General features: G+C 42.8%; 22 protein-coding genes and 1 tRNA gene. 11 read left to right on the top strand and 12 right to left on the bottom strand.

The annotated features are described in order from the left end of the window. Nucleotides 1–76 precede the first annotated feature (76 nt). Nucleotides 77–153, bottom strand: a tRNA-Met gene (locus tag C8322_RS03900). Between the two features lie 79 nt (nucleotides 154–232). Between C8322_RS03900 and C8322_RS03895 the strand changes: the two genes are divergently transcribed. Together C8322_RS03895 and C8322_RS03890 are read left to right on the top strand one after the other, a co-directional pair. Beyond that, nucleotides 233–733, top strand: a complete 501-nt coding sequence (locus tag C8322_RS03895; protein ID WP_004810850.1) for a hypothetical protein — start codon at nucleotides 233–235, stop codon at nucleotides 731–733. A gap of 259 nt (nucleotides 734–992) precedes the next feature. Then, entirely contained in the window at nucleotides 993–1,439 is a 447-nt protein-coding gene (locus C8322_RS03890) for a universal stress protein (RefSeq protein ID WP_004810852.1), read from the top strand. A gap of 48 nt (nucleotides 1,440–1,487) precedes the next feature. Here the strand turns inward: C8322_RS03890 and C8322_RS03885 are convergent, their stop codons facing one another. Continuing rightward, complete coding sequence (locus tag C8322_RS03885) at nucleotides 1,488–1,820, bottom strand: MGMT family protein (RefSeq protein WP_004810853.1); 333 nt, start codon at nucleotides 1,818–1,820, stop codon at nucleotides 1,488–1,490. Nucleotides 1,821–1,938: 118 nt separating this feature from the next. After that, a complete protein-coding gene (locus tag C8322_RS03880; protein WP_004810855.1) occupies nucleotides 1,939–3,438 on the bottom strand; it encodes a cation:proton antiporter in 1,500 nt (499 codons plus the stop codon). Nucleotides 3,439–3,660: 222 nt separating this feature from the next. Between C8322_RS03880 and C8322_RS03875 the strand changes: the two genes are divergently transcribed. Then, nucleotides 3,661–4,215, top strand: a complete 555-nt coding sequence (locus C8322_RS03875; protein WP_004810857.1) for a hypothetical protein — start codon at nucleotides 3,661–3,663, stop codon at nucleotides 4,213–4,215. Between the two features lie 85 nt (nucleotides 4,216–4,300). On the opposite strand, the gene C8322_RS03870 is transcribed toward C8322_RS03875, so the two are convergent. Both C8322_RS03870 and C8322_RS03865 read right to left on the bottom strand, forming a co-directional pair. After that, complete coding sequence (locus tag C8322_RS03870; RefSeq protein WP_004810859.1) at nucleotides 4,301–5,203, bottom strand: neutral zinc metallopeptidase; 903 nt, start codon at nucleotides 5,201–5,203, stop codon at nucleotides 4,301–4,303. 49 nt (nucleotides 5,204–5,252) lie between these two features. Continuing rightward, nucleotides 5,253–6,179 (bottom strand): DUF808 domain-containing protein, encoded by a 927-nt coding sequence (locus C8322_RS03865; RefSeq protein WP_004810860.1) that lies wholly within the window; start codon nucleotides 6,177–6,179, stop codon nucleotides 5,253–5,255. 189 nt (nucleotides 6,180–6,368) lie between these two features. Here C8322_RS03865 and trpS point away from each other — a divergent pair, with 189 nt between their 5' ends. Further along, a complete protein-coding gene (gene trpS, locus C8322_RS03860) occupies nucleotides 6,369–7,382 on the top strand; it encodes a tryptophan--tRNA ligase (protein ID WP_004810863.1) in 1,014 nt (337 codons plus the stop codon). 391 nt (nucleotides 7,383–7,773) lie between these two features. Here trpS and lysS read toward each other — a convergent pair whose 3' ends face one another. Beyond that, nucleotides 7,774–9,303 carry a lysine--tRNA ligase gene (gene lysS, locus C8322_RS03855; RefSeq protein WP_008306008.1) on the bottom strand — a complete coding sequence of 510 codons (1,530 nt, stop codon included), beginning with the start codon at nucleotides 9,301–9,303 and terminating at the stop codon, nucleotides 7,774–7,776. Between the two features lie 450 nt (nucleotides 9,304–9,753). Between lysS and C8322_RS03850 the strand changes: the two genes are divergently transcribed. After that, complete coding sequence (locus C8322_RS03850; protein WP_413540698.1) at nucleotides 9,754–10,185, top strand: YqiA/YcfP family alpha/beta fold hydrolase; 432 nt, start codon at nucleotides 9,754–9,756, stop codon at nucleotides 10,183–10,185. A 67-nt stretch (nucleotides 10,186–10,252) separates the two neighbouring features. On the opposite strand, the gene C8322_RS03845 is transcribed toward C8322_RS03850, so the two are convergent. Beyond that, nucleotides 10,253–10,795, bottom strand: a complete 543-nt coding sequence (locus tag C8322_RS03845) for an adenine phosphoribosyltransferase (protein ID WP_004810869.1) — start codon at nucleotides 10,793–10,795, stop codon at nucleotides 10,253–10,255. Between the two features lie 497 nt (nucleotides 10,796–11,292). Between C8322_RS03845 and rubA the strand changes: the two genes are divergently transcribed. The 4 genes from rubA (at nucleotide 11,293) to oxyR (ending at nucleotide 14,627) form a co-directional block, all read left to right on the top strand. Continuing rightward, complete coding sequence (gene rubA / locus C8322_RS03840; protein WP_004783011.1) at nucleotides 11,293–11,457, top strand: rubredoxin RubA; 165 nt, start codon at nucleotides 11,293–11,295, stop codon at nucleotides 11,455–11,457. A 78-nt stretch (nucleotides 11,458–11,535) separates the two neighbouring features. After that, nucleotides 11,536–12,714 (top strand): NAD(P)/FAD-dependent oxidoreductase, encoded by a 1,179-nt coding sequence (locus C8322_RS03835; RefSeq protein ID WP_004810871.1) that lies wholly within the window; start codon nucleotides 11,536–11,538, stop codon nucleotides 12,712–12,714. 56 nt (nucleotides 12,715–12,770) lie between these two features. Next, nucleotides 12,771–13,715: an esterase EstB gene (estB, locus tag C8322_RS03830; RefSeq protein WP_004810873.1), complete on the top strand. Its 945-nt coding sequence runs from the start codon at nucleotides 12,771–12,773 to the stop codon at nucleotides 13,713–13,715. Nucleotides 13,716–13,727: 12 nt separating this feature from the next. After that, a complete protein-coding gene (gene oxyR, locus C8322_RS03825; RefSeq protein ID WP_004810876.1) occupies nucleotides 13,728–14,627 on the top strand; it encodes a LysR family transcriptional regulator OxyR in 900 nt (299 codons plus the stop codon). A 116-nt stretch (nucleotides 14,628–14,743) separates the two neighbouring features. Here oxyR and ppk1 read toward each other — a convergent pair whose 3' ends face one another. Together ppk1 and mtgA are read right to left on the bottom strand one after the other, a co-directional pair. Then, a complete protein-coding gene (gene ppk1 / locus C8322_RS03820) occupies nucleotides 14,744–16,825 on the bottom strand; it encodes a polyphosphate kinase 1 (protein ID WP_048882288.1) in 2,082 nt (693 codons plus the stop codon). Between the two features lie 128 nt (nucleotides 16,826–16,953). Beyond that, a complete protein-coding gene (gene mtgA / locus C8322_RS03815; protein WP_004810883.1) occupies nucleotides 16,954–17,628 on the bottom strand; it encodes a monofunctional biosynthetic peptidoglycan transglycosylase in 675 nt (224 codons plus the stop codon). 77 nt (nucleotides 17,629–17,705) lie between these two features. On the opposite strand from mtgA, the gene C8322_RS03810 reads away from it, so the two are divergent. Beyond that, nucleotides 17,706–18,524, top strand: a complete 819-nt coding sequence (locus tag C8322_RS03810; RefSeq protein ID WP_008305178.1) for a rhomboid family intramembrane serine protease — start codon at nucleotides 17,706–17,708, stop codon at nucleotides 18,522–18,524. Nucleotides 18,525–18,542: 18 nt separating this feature from the next. On the opposite strand, the gene C8322_RS03805 is transcribed toward C8322_RS03810, so the two are convergent. Together C8322_RS03805 and C8322_RS03800 are read right to left on the bottom strand one after the other, a co-directional pair. After that, nucleotides 18,543–21,017, bottom strand: a complete 2,475-nt coding sequence (locus tag C8322_RS03805) for an ABC transporter permease (RefSeq protein WP_008305179.1) — start codon at nucleotides 21,015–21,017, stop codon at nucleotides 18,543–18,545. Between the two features lies 1 nt (nucleotide 21,018). Then, nucleotides 21,019–21,744, bottom strand: a complete 726-nt coding sequence (locus tag C8322_RS03800) for an ABC transporter ATP-binding protein (RefSeq protein ID WP_034592562.1) — start codon at nucleotides 21,742–21,744, stop codon at nucleotides 21,019–21,021. Nucleotides 21,745–21,822: 78 nt separating this feature from the next. Here C8322_RS03800 and C8322_RS03795 point away from each other — a divergent pair, with 78 nt between their 5' ends. Next, nucleotides 21,823–22,389, top strand: coding sequence for an arylesterase (locus C8322_RS03795; protein ID WP_372510645.1), 567 nt, complete (start codon nucleotides 21,823–21,825; stop codon nucleotides 22,387–22,389). A 35-nt stretch (nucleotides 22,390–22,424) separates the two neighbouring features. Here C8322_RS03795 and C8322_RS03790 read toward each other — a convergent pair whose 3' ends face one another. Then, the gene (locus C8322_RS03790) at nucleotides 22,425–23,039 is read right to left on the bottom strand and encodes a carbonic anhydrase (protein ID WP_004810892.1); all 615 of its coding nucleotides are present in this window, start codon (nucleotides 23,037–23,039) and stop codon (nucleotides 22,425–22,427) included. Nucleotides 23,040–23,179 lie beyond the last annotated feature (140 nt).

The raw sequence follows: 23,179 nt of genomic DNA, 5'->3' as shown, positions 1-23,179 counted from the left end.
GCAACAATTTTATAAGCTTAAATATATTTATTTGACACAAAAAAAGAGACCAAGCTGAGAGCTTGGCCTATAAAAATGGTGGCTATGACGAGACTTGAACTTGTGACCCCCGCATTATGAGTGCGGTGCTCTAACCAACTGAGCTACATAGCCGTAAACTGTGTGCGCATTATCGTAACTTCCGCATTCCTCGTCAAGCATTTTAACTCACAAATGTTCAGTCTTTAGGCAAATGCGTGTATTTGCATCAAACTTTAACCAAAATCAGTTTTTATTATGTATTTCACGTATTAATATGAATTTTAAAGCCATTTTAAGTTACTCAGATATGATTAAAACTAAAATTTTCTTGACCATTTCTACAGCACTCAGCCTGAGTGCCTGCCAATTGATTTCACCACTGATGGTAGATTATAACGGTGTACGCCGTGATGTCGCACATTGGATTAATAATCATCAACTTATGAGTATGCAAAAAAAACGAAGTTTGGTTCAACTGAGTAAAGCACAGCAAAAACTGAAGCATTTTGCTGAATATGATGCAACTGAACAAATGAAAGTTACTCAAGAAAACCAAATCGCCTTGCATTGTGCACGCATACACATTACAGAATCCAAAATCTCCCAACTCCAACAACAAATTTATGGATCAGCCAATGTCTCTATTCAACAACAGTATCAACGGCTCGCACCAAAACTTAAAATAGACACGACACAAATTCAATGTGAATAATGCAGATGATCTATTAGGTGCGACCTTAGTCTAACAGCTTGAAGCATTTAAAATACAAATGAATCTATATTTTATTATTTTTAATATAAAACAATAATTTATAAAAAATATTTTTACTAAAACATTATTTAACCATATGGATTTACTTGGTTTTATTTTAACCTGATTAGCGTTATTATTTAAAAAATACCATGCCCGACGGATCATAGGCATTGTTTAAAATTTTTATAATACCCATAAATACATGTGGAGAATGACCATGGCTTTTCAACATATTTTAGTTCCAATTGATGGTTCAGAAACGGCTTATGCTGCGGTAGATCAGGCAGTACAACTGGCGAAAACTTTTAACGGTAAAATCACTGTAGTTCAGGTGATGACCTTAGACCCTTATATTGCGGCTGAATACATTACCGCAGCACAAACCAATGATTTAATTGAACGTGCACGTACTGCAATCCAGCAAAACCTGGATGAAGCGAAAAAACGTTTTGAAACAGCTGGTGTACAGGTAGATACCCAGTTGCTGGAAGGTCAGGTGGTAAATACCGAGATTGCCAAAGCAGCAAAAACTTTAGGTGCCGACCTGATTGTGATTGGATCACATGGCCGTACCGGGTTCAAGAAATTCTTCCTTGGCAGTGTAGCTCAAAGCATTCTAGGACAGTCCGATGTTCCAGTGCTTGTGGTTCGTGGTCAGGCATAAATTATTATTTTATCCTCTTCAAATACCTCATGTACACATGGGGTATTTTTATTGGATGCTGCCATTCCATTGGTATAGTTTCAGATTAATTTTACCCTTAATAACTGCAACTCCTTCTTCCAGTAATTTACTTGCCTGAATATTCATCCCCTGCTCATCCAGTTTTTGCACACTGATTTTACCTTGCGAACTAACGACGCGATGCCAAGGCAGATCAGATACTTCATCCATCTCTCTCAGTACTCGTCCAACCAGACGTGCATGTCGTGGCAATCCTGCAAGCTGGGCCAGCTGACCATAGCTGGCAACTTTCCCTCGAGGGATTAATGCAATCACACCAAGAATCATTCGAGCAAGTTCATCACTGGGTTTGGCTGGCATTTTCAATATATCCATTTAAGCTGCTTTGATCATAATATTTGGATTCAAACTCACCAAGTTAATATCTAGGAAATAAAAAAGACAATCCAAAAATTCTCTTTTTTAAATCAAAAGTATTTTAGAAGTTATCCGGACTTTCCAGACGTTTCACTTCATGCACTTTTTCAGGATTATGCACTGCTGCTACGCCATCTTCATCTTTTTCATCAATCAGGCTTTCAGGCTTATACACCGTAATAATTTCATTGCCATTTGCATCTTCACCGATAATATATTGGAAACCTTTACGGTTCATTTTATGGCACATCCGCTGATACCAGCCTTTCCAGCCTTCTTTCTCTTCATTCGGATTATAATAAAAGGCATTCATCACAGCTGGTAAACCCAGACCACAGACCACACCGGATAACAGCACCACAATAAAGGTATAACCGACCAGAATACTGCTGTACTCTTTTAGTTGCGGAACATTGGCAACAGCCAGAATCAAAGCTAAAGAAATCCCGCCACGGACACCACCCCAAGAGAGAATCGCAAGACTGCCGTTATAACGTTTTTTACGCAAATGTGGAAACATGGAAAAAGACAGGAAGTTTGCTGCGAAACGTACCCCATGCAGAATAATAAAAGCCACGATCCCGCCTAGAATCAGGCTAGTGCTTAAATCCAGAATAAACAGTTCAAGACCAATCAGGGTAAACAGGAAAGAATTAATAATTCCTTCAACCGTATGCCAGAAATGGTTTACATCGCCAATATCAGCATCTGCCAGAATTTCTTTCCATTTATTACCAACGATCAGGCCCCCAATCACACAGGCAATTGGTGCAGAAGCATGCGCTAGCAAGGCCACTAGATAAGAACCACAAGCCAGTAATGCCGTGGTTAGAATCAGGGATTCCATTTCATGTTTGCCGCGAAGAATGCGTAGGATTGCCCAACCAAATACCACGCCAATGAATACAGCCACCACAATTTCGTAGAGCAGTGTTTGCAGGACGCCCAATAAGGTAAAGTTCTCACCCTGTAATACATTCAAAAGCGTCATAAACAAGGCAATACACATCGCATCGTTAAACAGTGACTCACCTTCCAGTTTTACCATTAAGTGATGCGGTGCACGAACTGAACTGAGAACCCCTTTAATTCCGATCGGGTCCGTTGCACCTAATGCTGCGCCCAGTAATAGTAATACCAACAGATCAACATGCTTACCGATCAGGAACTGGTAACCATACAGGACTAGACCAAACAAGACTGCACAGATCACCAGCGCCAGACTGGCTAGAATTCCGATCGGACGCCAGTGATTGCGCAAATCGGAAACCTTAAATTTCAGCGCAGATGAGGTCAAAATAAAACAGATGACGCCGTTAATCAGAAAATCATAAAAATCGATATGCCGGACTGCATTTTCAATATTGGCAATATTGATACTGAAAAAAGGATTGCCCTGCAGCAGGCTCGCGCCCCATTGCAGGATAAATACAAAAATTGCAGAAACAATCGGAACACCAATCGCTTGAGGAAAACCTAGCACTCTTTTATTAAATAATGTCGTGGCAATAGATAATGCAAAAACAACGGTCAAAAGTTGCAAGAAAAAGAAATTGCCCATGGGTTCCCTTAAAGCGCGCCTCATTCCTGAAAATGAGTGATTTGGCTTATTTAAAAATAAAATATCAAATGAAAAAGCATTTCTGGATGAAATAATTTTAATCCTGTTTATTTTGCTATTTAGTTAAGTTTCTTTTCAATAGTTCCAAATGGTGGTTTATCATACAATTCTATCTTAGTACTTTGCTGTATTCTTTTACCAGTTCTTCTGAATCCTTCTCCCATGCATCAAACCGTTAAACTTGTTTTCCGTCTTTTTCTTGCTACTGTGATTTTTTTAGTCACGCTTGCATTGTGTTTTACCTGTTTTGCCAAAATTCAGGAGATCATGCAGGCCGAGCAGTATTATCAACAAGGCAAGTCACTTAGCTTAACTAGCTCACCAGATCAACAGTATGTTTTGCTGTCCAATAACCAGAAACCAGATCATGCCATTTTTGTTCTGATTGCAGGGAATGGTTATATTTCCAAAAGTAGTTGTACCCATTATACGGCGTTGTGTAGCGATGACTTTAATCAGTCTCATACCCGTCAGATTGATCAAGTGAAACTATTTAAGGCAGGTGAGTTTTCTTATATTCAACAGGTTAAATATAAAGATAGCCGCACTGGTCAGGTTTCAGAATTTTCCTATTCTGCTAATGAGATCCAGCAATTTTATCAGCAGGACATTGCTGGGCTGAAATATGTAGTCTTTGGTATTAGCTTATTTGCTTTAGCTGCTTTATTTGTCAGCTTCAAGCTGATCAGGAATTTTCAGCGATTTCTGAATAAATAAGTTTTTCTATGCTCAAGAAAAAGGAGCAACTGCTCCTTTTTCATTTCATTTGGCACTTTAAATAGATTTAAATACCTTTAGGATATTAAATACCTTTATTAAAAGTATCGCAGTCTGCCATCTGACCAGATTTCAGACCAATATTAAACCATTGTACGCGCTGCGCACTAGTCCCATGAGTAAAGCTATCTGGCACCACATGTCCTTGGGCTTTTTTCTGTAAATAGTCATCACCAATCTTATGCGCTGCATCCATGGCTTCCTGTACATCACCCTGCTCCAGGAATTGAGTACGCTCATGATTATGATAAGCCCATACCCCCGCCAGACAGTCGGCTTGCAGCTCCTGATAGACTGACAGCTGATTCGCTTGCACCTTTGTGGCTTGCTGGCGTGCCTGCTGCACCTGAGAAGAAATACCCAGGATGGTCTGAATGTGATGTCCAACCTCATGTGCCACGACATATGCTTGAGCAAAGTCACCAGCCTGATCATTACGCGATAGCTCAGTTGAATTCTGCTCACCACTAATGCCCATCTGGCTACGCATATCCCTAAAGAAGGTCGTGTCGATATACACTTTCTGATCTGCCGGGCAATAAAAAGGTCCCATAGCAGATTGCGCCGCACCACAACCTGAATTCACCACACCGTTGAAGAGTACCAGTTTAGGGGCGGTATACTGCTGATTCAGCTGCTGCTGGAACACTTGTGACCAAGTATCTTCTGTATCGGCAAGTACAGTTCCGACAAAGTCAATTGCTTCTTGCTGCTCTGGCGTTGGATTTTCCAGACCACGCATTTCAGCACTGGAAACACCTTGTGTCACCTGCTTAGTGGCTTGATAAGCTTGTTGCGGATCTACACCAAAAAATTTCCAGGCAACAAAGGCTACAATCAGCCCTAGAATACTGATACCACCCGCTTTGGCACCCCCACCGCGGCGGTCTTCAACATTGCTACTAACTCGACGACCTTTCCAGCGCATAGTAAGATTCCTTATAGTTTATTTTTGACTTACTTCTAGCCAACCAAAATTATGCCTGCTTTGATTTTGCTCTGATCTTTTGAATAAAGCCAATCACAATGAATACCAATAATCCTGCGATAAAACCAATGACTAAGTTAATGAGTGTTGGCGTAACGGCACCTATAATACTGCCCATTGTAGGAATGTGCTCTACATACTCGACTGAATCTTCAGTGAAATGATGAAACCATGGAATGGCGTGAGCAATAATCCCGCCACCAACCAGGAACATGGCAATTGTTCCCACAATAGTTAAAGTTTTCATCAGTTTGGGTGCAAAAGCTAACAAGCCTCGTCCTACACTTTGCTTGAAACTCGATGCCTGCTTGCTCAAGTGCAAACCTACATCATCAATTTTCACAATCATGGCAACAAAGCCATACACTCCGATGGTCATGGCCACAGCAATCGTCGAAAGTACCATCACCTTGGTGGAAAAAGCAGCCGCTGCAACAGTACCCAAGGAAATCACAACAATTTCAGCTGACAAAATAAAGTCAGTACGAATCGCACCTTTAATTTTATCTTTTTCAAATTTAACCAGATCCGTTTCGATTGCGTTTAATTCTGCTTGCGCAGCTTCTTCAGTTTTGACCTTTCTATGCTTGAGACTATGCAGTACTTTTTCTACGCCTTCATAACACAGGAACAAGCCGCCAATCATCAATAAAGGATTAATTAACCATGGTGCAACCACACTGATCAGCAGAGCCAAAGGAACAAGAATGAGTTTATTGACAAAAGAACCTTTGGCAACGCTCCATACCACCGGAAGTTCACGTTCGGCACGTACACCGCTTACCTGTTGAGCATTGAGCGCCAGATCATCTCCCAAGACCCCGGCCGTTTTTTTTGCTGCCATTTTACTCATGACTGCAACATCATCTAGAACTGTGGCTATATCATCCAATAATATTAATAAGCTACTCGCCATTCTTGTTATTCCTTATAAATGTAAAAATATTCTAATCAAAAAGCAGCAGAAAGATTGTATTTACTTCTTTAATTTCAGAGATTTTTTATTACTGTGATTCATTGTGACTGACATTCAAAAACAGAATGCCGTACAATGTTGCGATCCTAAAAATTTGAATGTAGTACGACTACTGTTTTGGAATAGATAATGAGTAATCAAGATAATCGTCCAGTGATCTTGACTGGCGACCGTCCTACCGGACAACTTCACCTCGGTCACTTTGTTGGTTCATTACGCTCTCGCGTGGGTTTACAGGATTCTCACCATCAGCATCTTCTGCTGGCAGATGCACAGGCCTTGACAGACAATGCAGATAACTTCGAAAAAGTACGTCGTAACATCATTGAAGTTGCAACAGATTATCTTGCAGTAGGCATTGATCCGACCAAAACCACAATCTGTGTTCAGTCTTGCCTTCCTGCCCTCAATGAATTGACCATGCTTTACCTCAACTTCGTGACTCTTTCACGTCTTGAGCGTAACCCAACGATTAAGTCTGAAATTCAGATGCGTGGTTTTGAGCGTGATATTCCGGCGGGCTTCTTGTGCTATCCAGTGGCGCAGGCCGCGGACATTACTGCATTCAAAGCGACTGTGGTTCCAGTGGGTGAAGACCAGATCCCAATGATTGAACAGACTAACGAAATCGTGCGTCGTCTGAACCGTCAGGTAGGTCATGAGCTACTTCCAGAATGTAAAGCCCTGCTATCTAACGTTGGCCGTTTACCAGGCTTTGATGGTAAGGCGAAAATGTCTAAATCTCTGGGCAATACTATTGTGCTAGATGCATCCGACAAAGATATCAAAAAAGCCGTGAACGCAATGTATACGGATCCGAACCACCTGCGTATTGAAGATCCAGGTCAGGTTGAAGGTAACGTGGTATTTACTTACCTGGATGCGTTCGATACCAACAAAGAAGAGCTGGAAGAACTAAAAGCCCATTACCGCCGTGGTGGTTTGGGTGATGGTACAGTGAAAAAACGTCTTGAAGGTATTCTGAAAGAATTAATCGGACCAATTCGTGAACGTCGTATGGAACTTTCTAAAGATCCTGACTACATTATGGATGTACTCAAGACTGGTACAGACAAATGCCGTGATATTACTCAAGCGACTTTGGATGAAGTTAAAACTGCCCTTGGCGTGTTCCACTTCTAATGCTTGGATAAAGTTTGAAAAGCCCTTCACATGAAGGGCTTTTTTATTGAATTCCTACATATTTGATTCATATTTTCTTTTTCCTGTCACATAAAGGTAGAAAAACTTACTTTAGTTAACAGCTCTTTACACGTTTACCAATGTAAAAATAACAAGCCAGTTTTAATATGAAAACACATTCAGGAAATAGCAAGAAACATTCTCCACAGTTTCATTTGCAACAAGTTTTTCCTTTTTCTACGCAATGACAACCCCAATCATTGCGTTTTTTTTGTCTAAAACTTCTATAAAAATCATTTTAGCTCACGCTGCTCTTTTACAATGTCTAGCTTATGTAGCAAAAAAACTAATAAAAAACCCGCAACATGTGCGGGTTTTTTCGTTTTTATACTTAAGCGTGTTTATGACGCATGTGCGGGAACAGGATCACGTCACGGATACTTGGCGCATTGGCAAAGATCATCACCAGACGGTCAATACCGATACCTTCACCCGCTGTTGGAGGTAAGCCATATTCTAATGCTTCAATAAAGTCTGCATCGAAGTGCATTGCTTCATCATCGCCTGCGTCTTTCTCGGCAACCTGTGCCTGGAAGCGCTCAGCCTGGTCGATCGGATCATTCAATTCTGAGAAACCATTTGCCAGCTCACGACCACCAATAAAGAATTCGAAACGGTCAGTGATGTGCGGATTGTGATCATTACGACGCGCCAGTGGAGAAGTTTCTGCTGGATATTCAGTAATGAATGTTGGCTGACGCAGTTTAGTTTCTACTGTTTCCTCAAACACGATAGTTTGCAGTTTACCCAAACCAAAACCTGGTTTCACCTGTTCTTTCAACTCTTCCTGAACGTATTTTGCCAGAAAGTCACGGTCGCCTACATTTTCAGGCGTGAACTGTGGGTTGTGCTCAAGAATCGCATCAAACATTGAGATTTTCTTGAATGGACCTTTGAAGCTAAATACTTCTTCGCCATAAGGCACATCAGTTGTACCCAAAATATCCAATGCCAGTTTTTCCAGCATTTGCTCAGTCAGTTCCATCAGGTCTTTATAGTCTGCATAAGCCTGGTAGAACTCGATCATGGTGAATTCCGGGTTATGACGAGTTGAAACACCTTCATTTCGGAAGTTACGGTTAATTTCGAACACACGCTCAAAACCACCGACAACCAGACGTTTCAAATAAAGCTCAGGTGCAATACGCAAAAACAGTGGCATGTCCAACGCATTGTGATGCGTTTCAAATGGACGCGCAGAAGCACCACCTGGAATCACGTGCATCATTGGTGTTTCCACTTCCATATAACGTTTTTCAGTCAGGAAGTTGCGGATACCAGCGACCACTTTAGCGCGGATTTCAAAAGTCTTACGTGTTTCTTCATTCACGATCAGATCCAGATAACGCTTACGATACTTCACTTCTGTATCTGTCAAGCCGTGGAATTTGTCTGGAAGTGGACGAAGTGATTTTGTTAATAATTCGAATTGTTCGATGTGTACATACAGATCGCCTTTACCCGAACGACCGATATAACCTTCAACGGCAATGATATCACCAAGGTCTAGACCTTTAATTGTAGCAAGTACTTCAGCATCTAATTCTTTACGAGGAACATACAGCTGAATACGGCCAGTCATGTCCTGAATCACGATAAATGAACCACGGTTCAACATCACACGACCCGCAACTTTTACATACACCTTTTCGCCTGCTTCAATTTCTTCTTTTGACTGGTCAGCGAACTGGTCTTGCAGATCTTGCGCGTAGTGCTCACGCTTGAAAGTATTTGGCCATGGGCTCTTGCCGGTTTCCTTGGCTTGATCTTCGATTTGCTTTAACTTGGCATGACGCTGTGCAATTAAATCGTTTTCGGAAATGATTTGTTCAGAAGTCGATTGAGCGTTAGTTTGCGTCATCTCTGCCTCGAATAAGATTAGTTAAAAAATAGAAGGTGCATACAATAGCAGATTTTGCAGTTAAATCGTAGCGTCCAGCAGCATCTCAATTGGCTTTTCTTTTCAAATATCTGGGGAAGGCTCAAATTCCTCTTTTGGGCAGGGCCTTTCACCCTAACCAAGCCGAGGAATATACAGTTTTAATTGACCAATTAATCAAAAAATAACGTTTTAATATCAAATTCTTTACAGAACCTTTCAGTCTTTTTGACTAAGGTCGGCTTGGACTAAAGTCTTTAGACCAAATGCTAACTTCATTCCCTGTATAGAAGTTCTACAATGCTCCCTGACGCAAATCATTGCCGGACCATAAAACGAATTGATACGAACCACCATAATGAGCCAATGCACCTCTAAAATCCTTTTTTTCATGGACTTGATTCTTCACGAGAATCTACGAAATTCCATGCCATCGATGCCGATCATAAATATTGCATTGATGTGGATTACCGCAACCTCAATTATGCGACTGTGGCAGAGTTTTATAACGAGATGATTGAAAAAATTCATCCAGATATTCTGGTTGGGCACAGTCTGGGGGGTTACTGGGCACTGAAAATGTCACAGCAACACCAGATTCCTTGTGTAATTGCCAATCCAAGCCTAGCTCCCTATTTCCGCGATGATTATCCTGCAATTTGTGATAATGACCTACAACATGACATTCCTCAGCTTGCCTATATTGAGTTAGGCGATGAAATACTGGATATGCATGCAGTACAGTCCCAACTAGAAGATTATATGCAGGTAGAAGCGGTTCCCGGTGGACATCATCGCCTTGAAACACCGGAACGGATCAATCCCCTGATCCTGCAAATTCAACAGAATCTGCAAAAAAGTTAAGTATTACATTTAAAGAAGCCATAAAAAAACCCTGCATATTGCAGGGCTTTTTATTCATCTGTTGCGCTTAAGCGGCATTAGCTTCAGGCTTAGATTTGTCATCCAATACAGACCAGATATTCAGCCCAAGATCACTATGTAAATCAGGTAGATCAAGAAAAATGCTCGCGCCGAGTACTTTATGATTACATTTTTCAGCCAGTTCATTGACAGCTTTCAATGTACCGCCAGTGGCCAATACGTCATCTACAATAATCACTTTTTGTGATTGAACCTCAGCAGACATTTCCAGACGGTCCAGACCGTATTCCAGGCTATAACCCACACCAACTACTGGAGGTGGTAATTTACCTGCCTTGCGAACCAGTAACAGGCCCTTGCCGGTACGTTGAGCCAATAAGCTTGCCAATACAAAGCCACGTGCTTCAACAGCAATAAAGCTATCTACTTCTGCCAGTTTTTCAGCAGGAATGCTTGCAATCAAAGCATCAGTTAATGGACCGATGTTATTCATGAAAAGCGGTGTTAAGTCAAAGAAACTAATACCCGGCTTTGGAAAATCCTGGACAGTACGAATGTGAGACCACAATGAAGTAGACATATTGCTCATGGGAGATCGTTAGATAAGAAAAAGGAACCGGCAAATTTTAAACTGAATTACGACTAAAGGATAGGGAAAACCGAGTATTATTGCAGCGATACCCCTATCGACATGCAATTATTTACTTATATTTCATTAATTTATAAGAGCACTTTTTTCATAAAAAATTTAATGATTGTTTTAAATCCATGAATCATTACCCAACGGTAAAATATTTTTTTATTTCTCTCAGTGTGAGAAACAATAAGCTTTTATTTATTTGCATAAATAAAATTATATTTCGGCATTTTCAAGAGAATAAAAAGCTTGAGTAAAGGACTTTTACTGACCCGGATCACTATTCTGCTTTTAATTTTGCTGTTTAAACTGTTATCTACTTTACTTTCTGAACAGAACTGCGTAAAAATTTAGCCAAATATGTCCGCTATTAAATGCCATATTATTAGAGTCTTGCCTGTTTAGGATTTTTGAGCCAGCTTCCATATTCGCTGGTTTTGGAGAGTTACATGAAAAAATATCAATGCATCGTTTGTGGATGGATTTACGACGAAGCGGAAGGTTGGCCTCAGGACGGGATCGTCCCTGGTACTAAATGGGAAGATATTCCAGATGACTGGACCTGCCCAGACTGTGGCGTTTCTAAAGTCGATTTTGAAATGATCGAAATCTGATTTCGCCCAAACAAAGGCCATATTGAGTGGTCTTTTTTTATGCCTTTCTACTATCTATAAAAAAGCATGGAGTTAAATATGCATCCTATCGTCATCATTGGTTCAGGTATGGCAGGCTATGCTGTCGCACGCGAATTCCGCAAGCTGAATCCAGACCATGAACTCGTCATGATTTGTGCCGATGATGCAACCAACTACGCCAAACCGACACTTTCCAATGCTTTAGTAGGCAAAAAAGCACCCGAAAATATTGCCTTGGGCGATGCTGCCAAAATGGCAGCTCAGTTAAATATGCGTATCGAAACGCATACTTGGGTTAAAGCCATAGATGCTACTGCACATGAACTGACTGTTGTAAAAGATCAGTCTGAGCAAAAACAGGCATATTCAAAACTGGTTCTTGCCGTGGGTGCACAGCCAATTCGTCTTGCAATTGCTGGTGATGGCAGTGACGATATTCACGTGGTCAACAACCTGACTGATTATAAAGCTTTCCGTACCAGCCTGGAAAAACGTGAAGATAAGCGGGTAGTGATTTTGGGTGCCGGTTTGATTGGCTGTGAATTTGCCAATGACCTTCAGCACACGGACCATCAAGTGACTGTAATTGACTTGGCACCTCAGCCTCTAGCCCGTTTATTGCCTTCACATGTTGCAGATGTTTTCCAGCAAAACCTGGAAGAAACTGGTATTAACTTTGTATTAGGCACGACTGTAGAGAAAGTCTCTAAAGTTGAAAATGGTGACTACCTGGTGACATTAGCCAATGGTCAGTCAGTCGTTGCAGATGTGGTTCTGTCTGCAGTGGGCTTACAACCAAATGCCTCGGTAGCCAAAGAGTCTGGTGTACAAATCGGTCGTGGTATCTTGACCAATAGCCAGCTCGAAACGAATTTAGCTGATATTTTCGCTGTCGGTGACTGTGCTGAAGTGAATGGTACTTTATTGCCTTATGTGATGCCGATCATGCAGCAGGCGCGTGCGCTGGCTAAAACCTTGAATGGTGAAACGACAGCAGTGCATTATCCAGCAATGCCTGTTGCGGTAAAAACACCTGCTGCTCCCCTGACTGTACTGCCTGCACCCGCCAATATTGATGTAACCTGGGACACTGAAGAGTTTGAGGATGGCATGATTGCCAAAGCCACAGATACTGAAGGAACCCTGCGCGGCTTTGTACTATTAGGCGCTACCGCAGCGAAACAGCGTCTTATATTGACTAAGCAGGTTCCTGACTTGATTCCTGTATCAGTTTAAGGTTTAAATACAAAGGACATTCTTTGTACAGAATGTCCTTTTATAGGGAACTTAACATGAATAGTCATGTGCAATCGAGTCTATTACCATCACCATATACTGCTTTCATGCATGAAACCAAGGTTGACCTTGGCAATGGTATTGAATTGCATGTAGAGGTAGGTGGTCAGGAGAATCACCCGACCTTGTTGCTGATTATGGGCCTGGGTGCACAGATGCTGTATTGGCCGGACTTTTTCTGTAAATCTTTTATCGACCAAGGTTTCCGGGTCATCCGTTTTGATAACCGCGATATTGGCCTATCCTCTAAAGTCCATCATAAAGGTCCACGATTAAATACCATTAAACTGATGAGTCGCTTCATGCTAGGCCTGGGTAACCAGGGAGCACCTTATACCCTGTATGACATGGCAGATGACGTCAGTCTGCTGATTGATAAAATGGAACTGGACGAGGTGTATGTGCTCGGTGCTTCAATGGGTGGTATGATTGCCCAGATTCTGGCAGCACGTTATCCTGAAAAGGTTAAAAAGCTGGCCCTGTTATTTACCAGTAACAATCAGCGTCTGTTACCTCCACCATTTCCAAAACAGCTCTTTAGTCTGATTGGCAAACCCGCTTCGCAGGATGAAAATGGTATAATTGACCATAGTTTAAAACTGTTTAACATCATTGGCTCGCCTGGTTATATCAATCAGCTTGAGGCAATGCAGACCGCCCGTAAATTATATAATCGAAGTTATTACCCAGCGGGTGTACTTCAACAGTTTTTAGCAATATTATGTACGGGCTCGTTGCTGCAACTGGATAAGCAAATCCGACAAGAGACGCTTGTAGTTCATGGTTCTCAAGATCGCTTGCTACCACCCAGCCATGGTAAGGCTGTTGCGAAAGCAATATCTGGTGCTAAATTTGAATTAATTGATGGAATGGGGCATGATATCCCACCGCATTTTATTCCATATCTTAGCGAATTATTTGCTGATCATTTTAAATCATAAAATTAGGACACTATGGCTGCATTACCATCCCTAAGACAGCTGTCATATCTCGTAACACTGTCTGAGACGCTGCATTTTACAGAAGCTGCTCGCCGTTCATTTGTGACCCAGTCCACCCTATCGGGCGGGATCATGGAGTTGGAGCGTTTACTCGGTGGCGTTCTTGTTGAACGTGATCGCCAGAATGTACGCTTGACTCCACTCGGAGAGCAAGTGGTTGCACGCGCTCGTGTTCTACTGGCTGATGCTCAGGACTTAATGCGTTTAAGTCGTGAGATGAGTGAACCTTTAACAGGTGATCTGCATTTAGGTGTGATTCCGACCATTGCGCCGTTCATTCTGTCGCAACTTCTTGATGAAGTGCATAAACAGTTGCCGAAAATTCAGCTGCATCTGCACGAAGCACAAAGTGAAAAAATTGTTGAAAAGCTGGAACACGGCAACCTGGATATGGTTGTACTGGCCCTGCCTTTTGATACACGCAGCCTGAAAGTTGCTGAAATTGTAAAAGAAGATCTGTATGTGGTTCACCACAAGTCAGATCAGAATGCAGCTCAGGCCACTTCATTAGAAGATCTGGATCTTTCTCGTTTGATGTTACTTGAAGAAGGCCACTGTCTACGTGATCATGCTTTAAGTGCTTGTCCAATTGGTGAGCGTAAGAATGATCATCGCCTGAAAGCAAGCTCATTGCCAACGCTGATCGAGATGGTATCTTCCGATCTTGGTTTTACCCTGTTGCCAGAAATTGCACTTCATACCAACATGATTAAAGCCAATCCTGAACTTCAGGTGAAAAAGATTGCTGCTGCACCAAGCCGTACCTTGGCATTGGTGACACGCAAGAGTACACCGCTACAAAGTGAATTCGATGTACTGCTACCTATCCTGCAAAAGATCGCGCAGCAATAATGATACTGCTATAGCGTAAAAAAGGAGCTCACACTGGCTCCTTTTTTTGTTTTTAGAGACAGCATATTTATATAAAAAGAGACTGAAAATTCAGTCTCTTTTTAAAAGATTATGTCTTATTTAAAGGTTTCCAGTAACACGCGCTGTGCATTATGCGGCTGTTCACCTTGCGCAGGTTGTGCACGGATCCAGGTACCATCACTTTGCAGTAACCAGGATTGCTGATTATCTTTGAGATAGTTCAATAAGCCTTGCTGATAGATGCGTTTTTTCAATGCTTCATCTTCAATCGGGAAACAGGCTTCAACACGATTAAACAGGTTACGGTCCATCCAGTCTGCGCTTGAGCAATAAATGCGGGAATTGCCATTATTGCTAAAGTAATACACGCGAGTATGTTCCAGGAAACGTCCGACGATGGAACGAACGCGGATATTTTCCGACAAGCCCGGTAAACCAGGACGCAAACAGCAGATCGAACGGATAATCAGGTCAATCTGCACGCCTGCTTGCGATGCTTCATACAATTTATTAATGAGCTGTAGTTCTGTCAGCGCATTCACTTTGACAATGATCTGAGCCTTTTTGCCTTCTTTGGCATTGGCAATTTCATTGTCAATGTAATTCACCAGCTGGGTATGCAATGTAAATGGTGCATGTAACAGCTTTTTCAGCTTGGCCATTTTTCCCATACCGGTGAGTTCCTGGAAGATACGGTGTACATCTTCACACAGTTCTTTGTCTGTGGTTAACAGTCCATAATCGGTATAGATGCGCGCATTACCCGCGTGATAGTTCCCGGTACCCAAGTGTACATAGCGCACCAGCTTGTTATTTTCACGGCGTACCACCAGAATCATCTTGGCATGGGTCTTATAGCCAACAATGCCATAGACAACTACGGCCCCCGCTTCTTGCAGGACATTGGCTACAGCGATATTAGACTCTTCATCAAAACGCGCACGCAGTTCGATGACCGCAGTCACTTCCTTGCCATTCCGTGCTGCTTCAGCCAGTACCTGAACAATTTCCGAGTCCGCTCCACTACGGTATAAGGTCTGCTTGATCGCCAAGACTTGTGGATCACGCGCAGCCTCACGCAATAATGAAATTACGGGCGAGAATGATTCAAAGGGATGATGTAGCAGGATGTCCTGTTTCTGCATCGCGCTAAAGATATTTTCTGATTTCTTTAGTACTTTCGGTACGATTGGCGTGTGTGAATCATAACGTAAATGTGGACGTTTAAAATTCGATAACAGACGTGCCAGATTCACCGGTCCGGCAACCTTATATAGATGCTCTTCTTCTAGATCAAATTCATCCAGCAGGTATTCATAAATATGTTTTGGACAGTTTTCTGTAACTTCCAGACGTACTGCACGTCCAAAACGACGCGAGTTCAGCTCACCTTTTAAGGCAATCGCCAGATCTTCGACATCTTCGTTTAAAGCCAGATCAGCATTACGGGTTACTCGGAACTGGTAGCAACCTGTTGCAGTCATACCCGGGAACAGGTCAGAGACATGTTCATGTATAATTGCGGAAAGCATCACATGATGTTCCTTGCCACCCGTTAATTCATCCGGTAAACGTACCACACGTGGTAATGAACGTGGTGCAGGAACAACAGCCAGATCGATCTGACGGCCAAAAGCATCCTTCCCTTCCAGCGTCACAATAAAGTTCAGCGACTTATTCACCAAGCGCGGGAATGGATGGGCTGGATCCAGGCTGATCGGGGTTAAGACTGGTGCCACCTGTTCCTGAAAATATTTTTTTATCCATTGTGACTGTGCTGGTGTCAGTTCACCGCGGCGCAGGAAACAGATATCTTCTTCACGCAGTTTAGGCAGAATTTCTTCATTCAGAATGCGGTACTGGCGTTCAATGGCAGCATGCGCAGTTCTGGAAATTTGATCCAGCACCTGCTTCGGCGTTAGCCCATCCGGACTACGACTTTCATTGCCCAGATCCAGCTGTTCCATCACGCCAGCCACACGAATTTCAAAGAACTCATCCAGATTACGCGAGAAAATCAGCAGAAAGTTCATGCGTTCAAGCAGTGGATGTAAAGGATCGACAGCCTGTTCCAAGACACGCAAATGGAAATCCAGAATAGACAATTCTCGGTTAATGTACCGGTCATTATAGGTATATTCAGTTTGTACCGAAGGGCTGTTGGCTGCCGTATTCATATTGAACCTTTAATCGTTTTAAAGCCTGAGTCAATAGTATCAGTATGCTTCAAATTTATGACAATTTCATAAAAAAAGCCCGAATTCTCGGGCTTTATGGCAATTTTTTTTATAACGATTTTTTACTGTCAGGGTAATTCTGCATAGCGCATATAACGTTGAATCATGCGTTTACGTGCTTTTAAAGCAGAAGCATTGCGATTTTCTTCAAAATATTTTGGATTGGTCAAAATTGCCGCCAAGAAAATTGCCTCTTCTCTGGTCAGACTTTCTGAAGTTTTACCAAAATAATGTTTGGCGGCCGCTTCCACCCCGTAAATATGATGACCAAACTCAATCGAGTTTAAATACACTTCAAGAATACGCTCTTTCGACCACATGCGTTCCATCATCCAGGTGGCAACCGCTTCCTGACCTTTACGCAGGAAAGAACGTTTGTTGAACAGGAACAGATTTTTTGCCAGCTGCTGGGAAATGGTAGATCCCCCCGCAACAACTTTACCCTGCTCTTTATTACGGCTTAAAGCTGTTTGAATCCCATCCCAGTCAAAACCATGATGATGCACAAATTTTCCATCTTCCGCAGTCACCACTGCTTTTTTCAGATTGGTACTGATCTCATCATAAGGACGCCATTGGTGTTGAATGGGCTTGGAGGGTTCAGTCCAATAATCGATCCGCATCATCATCGTGGTATTGACCGGATTAAAACGCCACCAGGCCAGGCTGGCAAAGATCCAGAGTTGAATACATAAAACCACACTGAACAGCAGCAAGAATATTCGGATTAGAAAAGCTTTCATGTCAGTGGGTTACTCCTGAAGTTGTTATTTTTTCGTGTTAAGCTTATTTGAAATATCTCATACAGCGCAAGAATAGCATGTCTGAATACGCACCTCCTTCCATTCACCGTAAACTGGATGTCCACACCTGGTGGTTTACTGCGGTATTGATTGCAGTGAATGTCGGATTGTTTGCCTGGCAGATTTTTTCTGGCACAGATGCCAGCCATCCAAGTACGCAAGATGCCATCCGCTGGGGTGCTGATTATGCACCTTTGACTTATCTGGCGGAACCCATTCGCATATTCAGCAGCATGTTTTTTCATTTTGGCCTGATTCACTTGATGTTAAACATGTGGGCGCTTTATATTTTTGGCAGCGTGGCAGAACAGCTATTTGGGCGCTGGTATTTTGTTGGCCTCTATCTTTGTGCTGGGCTGATGGGCAGTCTGTTCAGCGGTTATATAAATATTCAGGATAGTTATGCCTTAATTGAAGGTGGGGTCGCCAATCCGGGACTTTTACCAAGCGTAAGTGCTGGTGCATCGGGTGCTGTCATGGGCTTGGGCGGTGCACTGACAGTCTTGTCGATTCTGCCAGTTCTTCCACGTCAGCGCTTTATTTTAGATAAAAAAACCCTGCTGATGGTGATGGGGATTAACCTGTTTATGGGGTTTATGATTGCTGGCATTAACAATGCTGCACATATTGGTGGCATGATTATGGGCGCTGTGCTGGCTGTACTCTGGTATGCCGGGCAAAAGCTGCAACGCGCAGGTTTTATTCAATTCATCGCACTCATAGCTGCTTTAGCAGCCTGCTATGGGCTTTATCAATATAACTTGATCCTGATTGATCCTATTAAGCCACTCTGGCAGGAGATTCTGGAGATGATGCGTCAGCAGTTAAAACTGTAACTGACGCATCTTCAATTTTTATTGATTCAGTTCGCGCAGACTTTGCAGCGGTGGAATATCACTCAGATAACTCAGTCGATAACGACCAATCAGCGCACAGAGCAAAGTCATAAAGATCGGTAGAATCAGCCAGATTTCCCAGTGTGGCTGAATCGGTAATTCCATGCGGTAACTGGCGACGGCGCTAATCACTTCGGCAAACAGACAAGATACAATTCCGGCACATAGACCAATAAAACCAATTTCCAGACTAAGCATGGTTTTCAGTTTCTGTTTGGAACTTCCGAATGAGCGAAGTAAAGCCACTTCCCGCTTGCGTTCATCCATGAGCAGATTCAGACAGGCAATCAGAACCAGTATCCCTGCTACACTCACCAGTAAGGCCAGGATAGTCACGATCTGCACCAATACATTCACAATACGCTTGATCTCGTTCAGAATCAGGCTGACATCGATAAAGACCGTATTAGAAAACTGCTGGATCAGCTGAACCAGTTTTGGTCGTTCCTGTTCCGGCACATAGAAACTGCCCAGATAACTACCGGCATTGGCATCCATGGTATTCGGAGTAAAGATAAAGAAAAAATTCGGACTAAAGCTTTCCCACTCCACACTACGCAGATTCACCACTTTGGCTTCTAGTGGTCCCTCAGGTAAGCTAAACGTCAGCTTATCTCCAATCTTGATTCCCAGTTCTTCCGCAGTCGTGGCTTCAACTGAAACTTCTCCCGGCTGTTTCAATTGCGCTTCGCCACTTAAAATCACATTGTCTTGTGGATACTGATCGGTTTGGGTCAGGTTCAGTTCACGGCGTAGTGTATTACTCTTTTTGACTAAGTCTGCAGCGAATGGCTGATCATTCTTGGCAATCAGACGGCCACGAATATTCGGATATAGCGGCGTACTGTTCCAGCCATTTTGCTCTAACTCGGCCCTCAACTGTGGCATCTCAAAAGGCGGCAAGCCATAGACAAACTGGTTCGGTGTACCTTCTGGTAACTGCTGTTGCCAGCGTTCCAGCAGATCGGTACGCAATACGGCTAATACAGTAATCAGACTCAAGCCCAGTGCCAAAGCGGTGATCTGTAATGCAGTCTGATACGGTGTCCGTACATAAGCGGAAATCCGGGATTTTGTATTACGCAGGACTTTCAGCAATCCCCATACGGTGAGATACAGCACAGCGCAAAGCAGAATAATGGCACCAATTACCCAAGCCGTTAATACAATATTCTCGGTGAGCACCACACTGAAAATAATCAGGCTCAGTGTCCCACTCACCAGCATCCACAACATGGAATGTACGGATTTTTCTTCCTGACGGATGACCCGGATCGGTGCAGTATTGAGTAATTGCCACAAACTTGGTAGCACAAAACCAAGCAATACCACAGCACTGGTCAGCATCGCAATCGGCAATGGACCTGATAGCATTGCCATCGCCGAGAATTGCAGCTGCAGATGTGGAATCAGCTGTAACATGAGTTGCAGCAAAGCATAACCTAAACTGATGCCAACAATGGTGCCTATGAGCATCGCGATTGCCAGTACCAGTCCAAGTAATGCCAGATAAGCCGCCAGAATTTGCTGTTTCGTCGCGCCGATACAACGCATTAACGCAATATGATCCTGATTCTGCTGTACATAGCGCTGTGCGGTTAAGGCAATCGCGATACCACAAAGCAAGATGGTCAAAATATTTGCCAACTGCAAAAAGGTATCCAGATTAGCAATCGGCTTCATCAAACGGGTATTGCTTTCACTGGCATTTCTTAGACGCAGACTATTCTGCTCCTCAAACTGTTGTTCCTCAGCTTCTGTATCCACACCCGGTTTAACAATCTTCTTAAAGTCTTTTTGATAGGTTTGAATACTGTCCGGATCACCTGCCATGAGCAGGCGATAATCAATCCGGCTACCGACCTGAATCGCATTGGTTCGTGCCACATCTGCCTGAGAGATAATTACGGTCGGTGAGAAACCTGAGAAGCCTAATTCCTGATTAGAGTCATAGTCAATCACGGCAGTAATCTTGAATGAGGCATCGGCAATATTAACCTGATCCCCCACTTTAACTTTGAGCAGATCCATGGCACGCTGACTGAGCCAGATTTCACCCGGTTTTAATTGTTTAGCTTCAGGTTTGACTCTTAGCTCACCGCGTAAAGGAAAAGCAGTATCAATCGCTTTGACATTGACCATGACAAATTCGTCATTGGTATGTGCCATGCTGCCAAATACAGTCACTTCTGATTGCTGCAAACCCAGCTGATCAGCCTTTTCTCGCCAGGCATCTTCGATTGGCTCGTTATTACTGAGTAGCAGATCTCCAGCCAGCATTTCCGCAGCTTGCAATGCCACGGCATTCTGAATCTGCTCATTACTGAACTTAAGCGCTGTGGTCGCGCTAATTGCCAGGGTCAATGCAATAATCAGCAGATAAATGCCCGTAGTCTTAAAACTTTGAGTCAGTAAAGGACGGAAGAGGTTCATATCATCCTCCATTCACATGTTCAGTCAACTGACCATTGCTTAACTCAAAATGACGCTGGCATAGTTGTGCCAGTTTCTGGTCATGGGTCACGAGAATTAAAGTGGTACCCAATTCATGGTTTAACTGAAATAACAGCTGTTCAATTTCCTTGGCGGTCTCCCCATCCAGATTTCCAGTCGGTTCATCAGCAAAAATGATTTTTGGCTCACTCACCAAAGCACGGGCAATCGCAACACGTTGCTGTTCCCCGCCAGAAAGCACTTTAGGGGTTTGCTGGGCCTGACGGTCCAGCCCTACTCTTTGCAACAGATTCAACGCTTTTTGTTCAGCTGCGGCATAATTGAAGTTTGGCTGTAAACGTAAGGGCAACATCACATTTTCTAATGCAGTCAGATGTGGCAATAGCTGAAAAGACTGAAATACAAAACCAATATTTTCCAGTCTGACCTTGGCTCGCTGTTCTTCATTCATTTCAGTAATCGATTCACCACAGACCTGTAAATGACCTGAACTGGCCTGATCCAGGGTTGCCAGTATGCCCAGTAAGGTGGATTTTCCAGAGCCGGATCGTCCGGTAATCGCCACCTGCTCTCCAGCCAGAATCTCCAGATTGAGGTCCTCAAAAATCGTCAACTGTTTTTGTGATAGTTGTATCTTTTGTGTCAATTGTTGAGCAGAAATTATTGGCTGTGGCATGATGGTAGCTTTCTGGCGATCTTGAATCATACTTTTCCTATGCATCTGAATATTCAAATTCTAAAGTCTTATTTATTCCGCAGCTTAGCACTGTTTGGCCTGTGCCTGATGCCGGTGCTAGTTTCAGCAAAGACCATTATGATTCTGGGTGACAGCTTAAGTGCGGGTTATGGTATTCAACCTGAACAGGGTTGGGTCAATCTGTTGCAAAAACGTTTAAACCAACAGTATCCGAAACAGCATAAAGTGGTCAATGCAAGTGTGAGCGGTGAAACCACCAGCGGTGCACTGGCACGTCTGCCTAAACTGCTCCAGACCCACAAGCCACATATTGTCGTGATTGAACTGGGGGGCAATGATGGCCTACGTGGTCAGCCGCCACAGATGATTCAGAAAAATCTGGCAAATCTGGTTCAGCAAAGTCAAAAAGCCAAAGCAAAAGTCATTCTTTTTGGCATGAAAATGCCGCCAAATTATGGTCAAAGTTATACAAAAGCTTTTGAAAATAATTACAAGGTGGTGAGCCAACAATATAAAGTGAAATTGTTACCATTCTTTTTGAATGGGGTAGCAGGAAATAAAAACTTGATGCAACAGGATCTGGTACATCCAAATGCCAAGGCACAAAGCATCCTGTTAAATAATGCTTATCCATATATTAAAGGCGCCCTCTAAGTCGCCTTTAATATCATTCATTCTTAAAATTCAAATTAGAAATCAAAAAAGGTGACTTCACCAGTTTCCAGTGAGTATTCAGCACCCACCACCAGTAATTTGCCTTGTGCAATGAGATTTTCCAGTACTGCTGAACCATGACGTAACTGGTTCACGGAAGCAAATACATTCGAACGTACTGCATGCTTAGACAGTTTGTTCAGGTCATCCTTCAGTTCAGTCTGCATTAGAATTTCAACTGATGGACGTACACGGTTAACAATTGACATCAGATTTGCAGATGGCGGAGTTGCCGGATTGGTTAGTGCTTCAATCGTAGAATGAATTGCGCCACAATGGGTATGACCCAAAACAATGACTACAGGACAACCAAAGCTTTCTGCAGCAAACTCAACACTACCAACCTGAGACGGCGCGACAATATTCCCTGCTACGCGAATGACAAACAGATCACCCAGACCTTGGTCAAATACCATTTCTGCTGGCACACGTGAATCTGAACATCCTAAAACAATAGCAAATGGTTCCTGACTTTCTGCCATTTCAGCACGTTGCTGATGCGATAATAATTTTAAATGCTGCGTTTCACCGTTGACAAAGCGTTGGTTACCCTTTTTAAGACGTTCTATAGCTTCCTGAGCTGTGAGCATTCGTGTTTACCACCGTTGTTTTAAGTTGCAATATCTTAATCCTCTGATTTATGAATGTCACTTGCAAAAAATCAGCTTGTCTAAATTTCTATCAGTGGACCTGCATCACACTAATATTTCAATTTATGATCAGAGTTCAC

It is taken from the genome of Acinetobacter sp. SM1B (assembly GCF_003289665.1).
Classification (GTDB): domain Bacteria; phylum Pseudomonadota; class Gammaproteobacteria; order Pseudomonadales; family Moraxellaceae; genus Acinetobacter; species Acinetobacter schindleri.
Note: the sequence above shows the minus strand (reverse complement) of the source record. Positions and strands in the feature narration are given on the sequence as shown.

Excerpts from the sequence above, each read along its gene's own strand:
- C8322_RS03800 (WP_034592562.1), bottom strand. The coding sequence starts at position 21,744 with ATGATTCAAGATCGCCAGAAAGCTACCATCATGCCACAGCCAATAATT.
- C8322_RS03790 (WP_004810892.1), bottom strand. The coding sequence starts at position 23,039 with ATGCTCACAGCTCAGGAAGCTATAGAACGTCTTAAAAAGGGTAACCAA.
- C8322_RS03870 (WP_004810859.1), bottom strand. The coding sequence starts at position 5,203 with ATGCGCTGGAAAGGTCGTCGAGTTAGTAGCAATGTTGAAGACCGCCGC.
- trpS (WP_004810863.1), top strand. The coding sequence starts at position 6,369 with ATGAGTAATCAAGATAATCGTCCAGTGATCTTGACTGGCGACCGTCCT.
- ppk1 (WP_048882288.1), bottom strand. The coding sequence starts at position 16,825 with ATGAATACGGCAGCCAACAGCCCTTCGGTACAAACTGAATATACCTAT.
- rubA (WP_004783011.1), top strand. The coding sequence starts at position 11,293 with ATGAAAAAATATCAATGCATCGTTTGTGGATGGATTTACGACGAAGCG.
- oxyR (WP_004810876.1), top strand. The coding sequence starts at position 13,728 with ATGGCTGCATTACCATCCCTAAGACAGCTGTCATATCTCGTAACACTG.
- C8322_RS03890 (WP_004810852.1), top strand. The coding sequence starts at position 993 with ATGGCTTTTCAACATATTTTAGTTCCAATTGATGGTTCAGAAACGGCT.
- lysS (WP_008306008.1), bottom strand. The coding sequence starts at position 9,303 with ATGACGCAAACTAACGCTCAATCGACTTCTGAACAAATCATTTCCGAA.
- C8322_RS03795 (WP_372510645.1), top strand. The coding sequence starts at position 21,823 with ATGCCGGTGCTAGTTTCAGCAAAGACCATTATGATTCTGGGTGACAGC.
- C8322_RS03835 (WP_004810871.1), top strand. The coding sequence starts at position 11,536 with ATGCATCCTATCGTCATCATTGGTTCAGGTATGGCAGGCTATGCTGTC.
- C8322_RS03880 (WP_004810855.1), bottom strand. The coding sequence starts at position 3,438 with ATGGGCAATTTCTTTTTCTTGCAACTTTTGACCGTTGTTTTTGCATTA.
- C8322_RS03885 (WP_004810853.1), bottom strand. The coding sequence starts at position 1,820 with ATGCCAGCCAAACCCAGTGATGAACTTGCTCGAATGATTCTTGGTGTG.
- C8322_RS03865 (WP_004810860.1), bottom strand. The coding sequence starts at position 6,179 with ATGGCGAGTAGCTTATTAATATTATTGGATGATATAGCCACAGTTCTA.
- mtgA (WP_004810883.1), bottom strand. The coding sequence starts at position 17,628 with ATGAAAGCTTTTCTAATCCGAATATTCTTGCTGCTGTTCAGTGTGGTT.
- C8322_RS03875 (WP_004810857.1), top strand. The coding sequence starts at position 3,661 with ATGCATCAAACCGTTAAACTTGTTTTCCGTCTTTTTCTTGCTACTGTG.
- estB (WP_004810873.1), top strand. The coding sequence starts at position 12,771 with ATGAATAGTCATGTGCAATCGAGTCTATTACCATCACCATATACTGCT.
- C8322_RS03895 (WP_004810850.1), top strand. The coding sequence starts at position 233 with ATGCGTGTATTTGCATCAAACTTTAACCAAAATCAGTTTTTATTATGT.
- C8322_RS03810 (WP_008305178.1), top strand. The coding sequence starts at position 17,706 with ATGTCTGAATACGCACCTCCTTCCATTCACCGTAAACTGGATGTCCAC.
- C8322_RS03805 (WP_008305179.1), bottom strand. The coding sequence starts at position 21,017 with ATGAACCTCTTCCGTCCTTTACTGACTCAAAGTTTTAAGACTACGGGC.
- C8322_RS03845 (WP_004810869.1), bottom strand. The coding sequence starts at position 10,795 with ATGAGCAATATGTCTACTTCATTGTGGTCTCACATTCGTACTGTCCAG.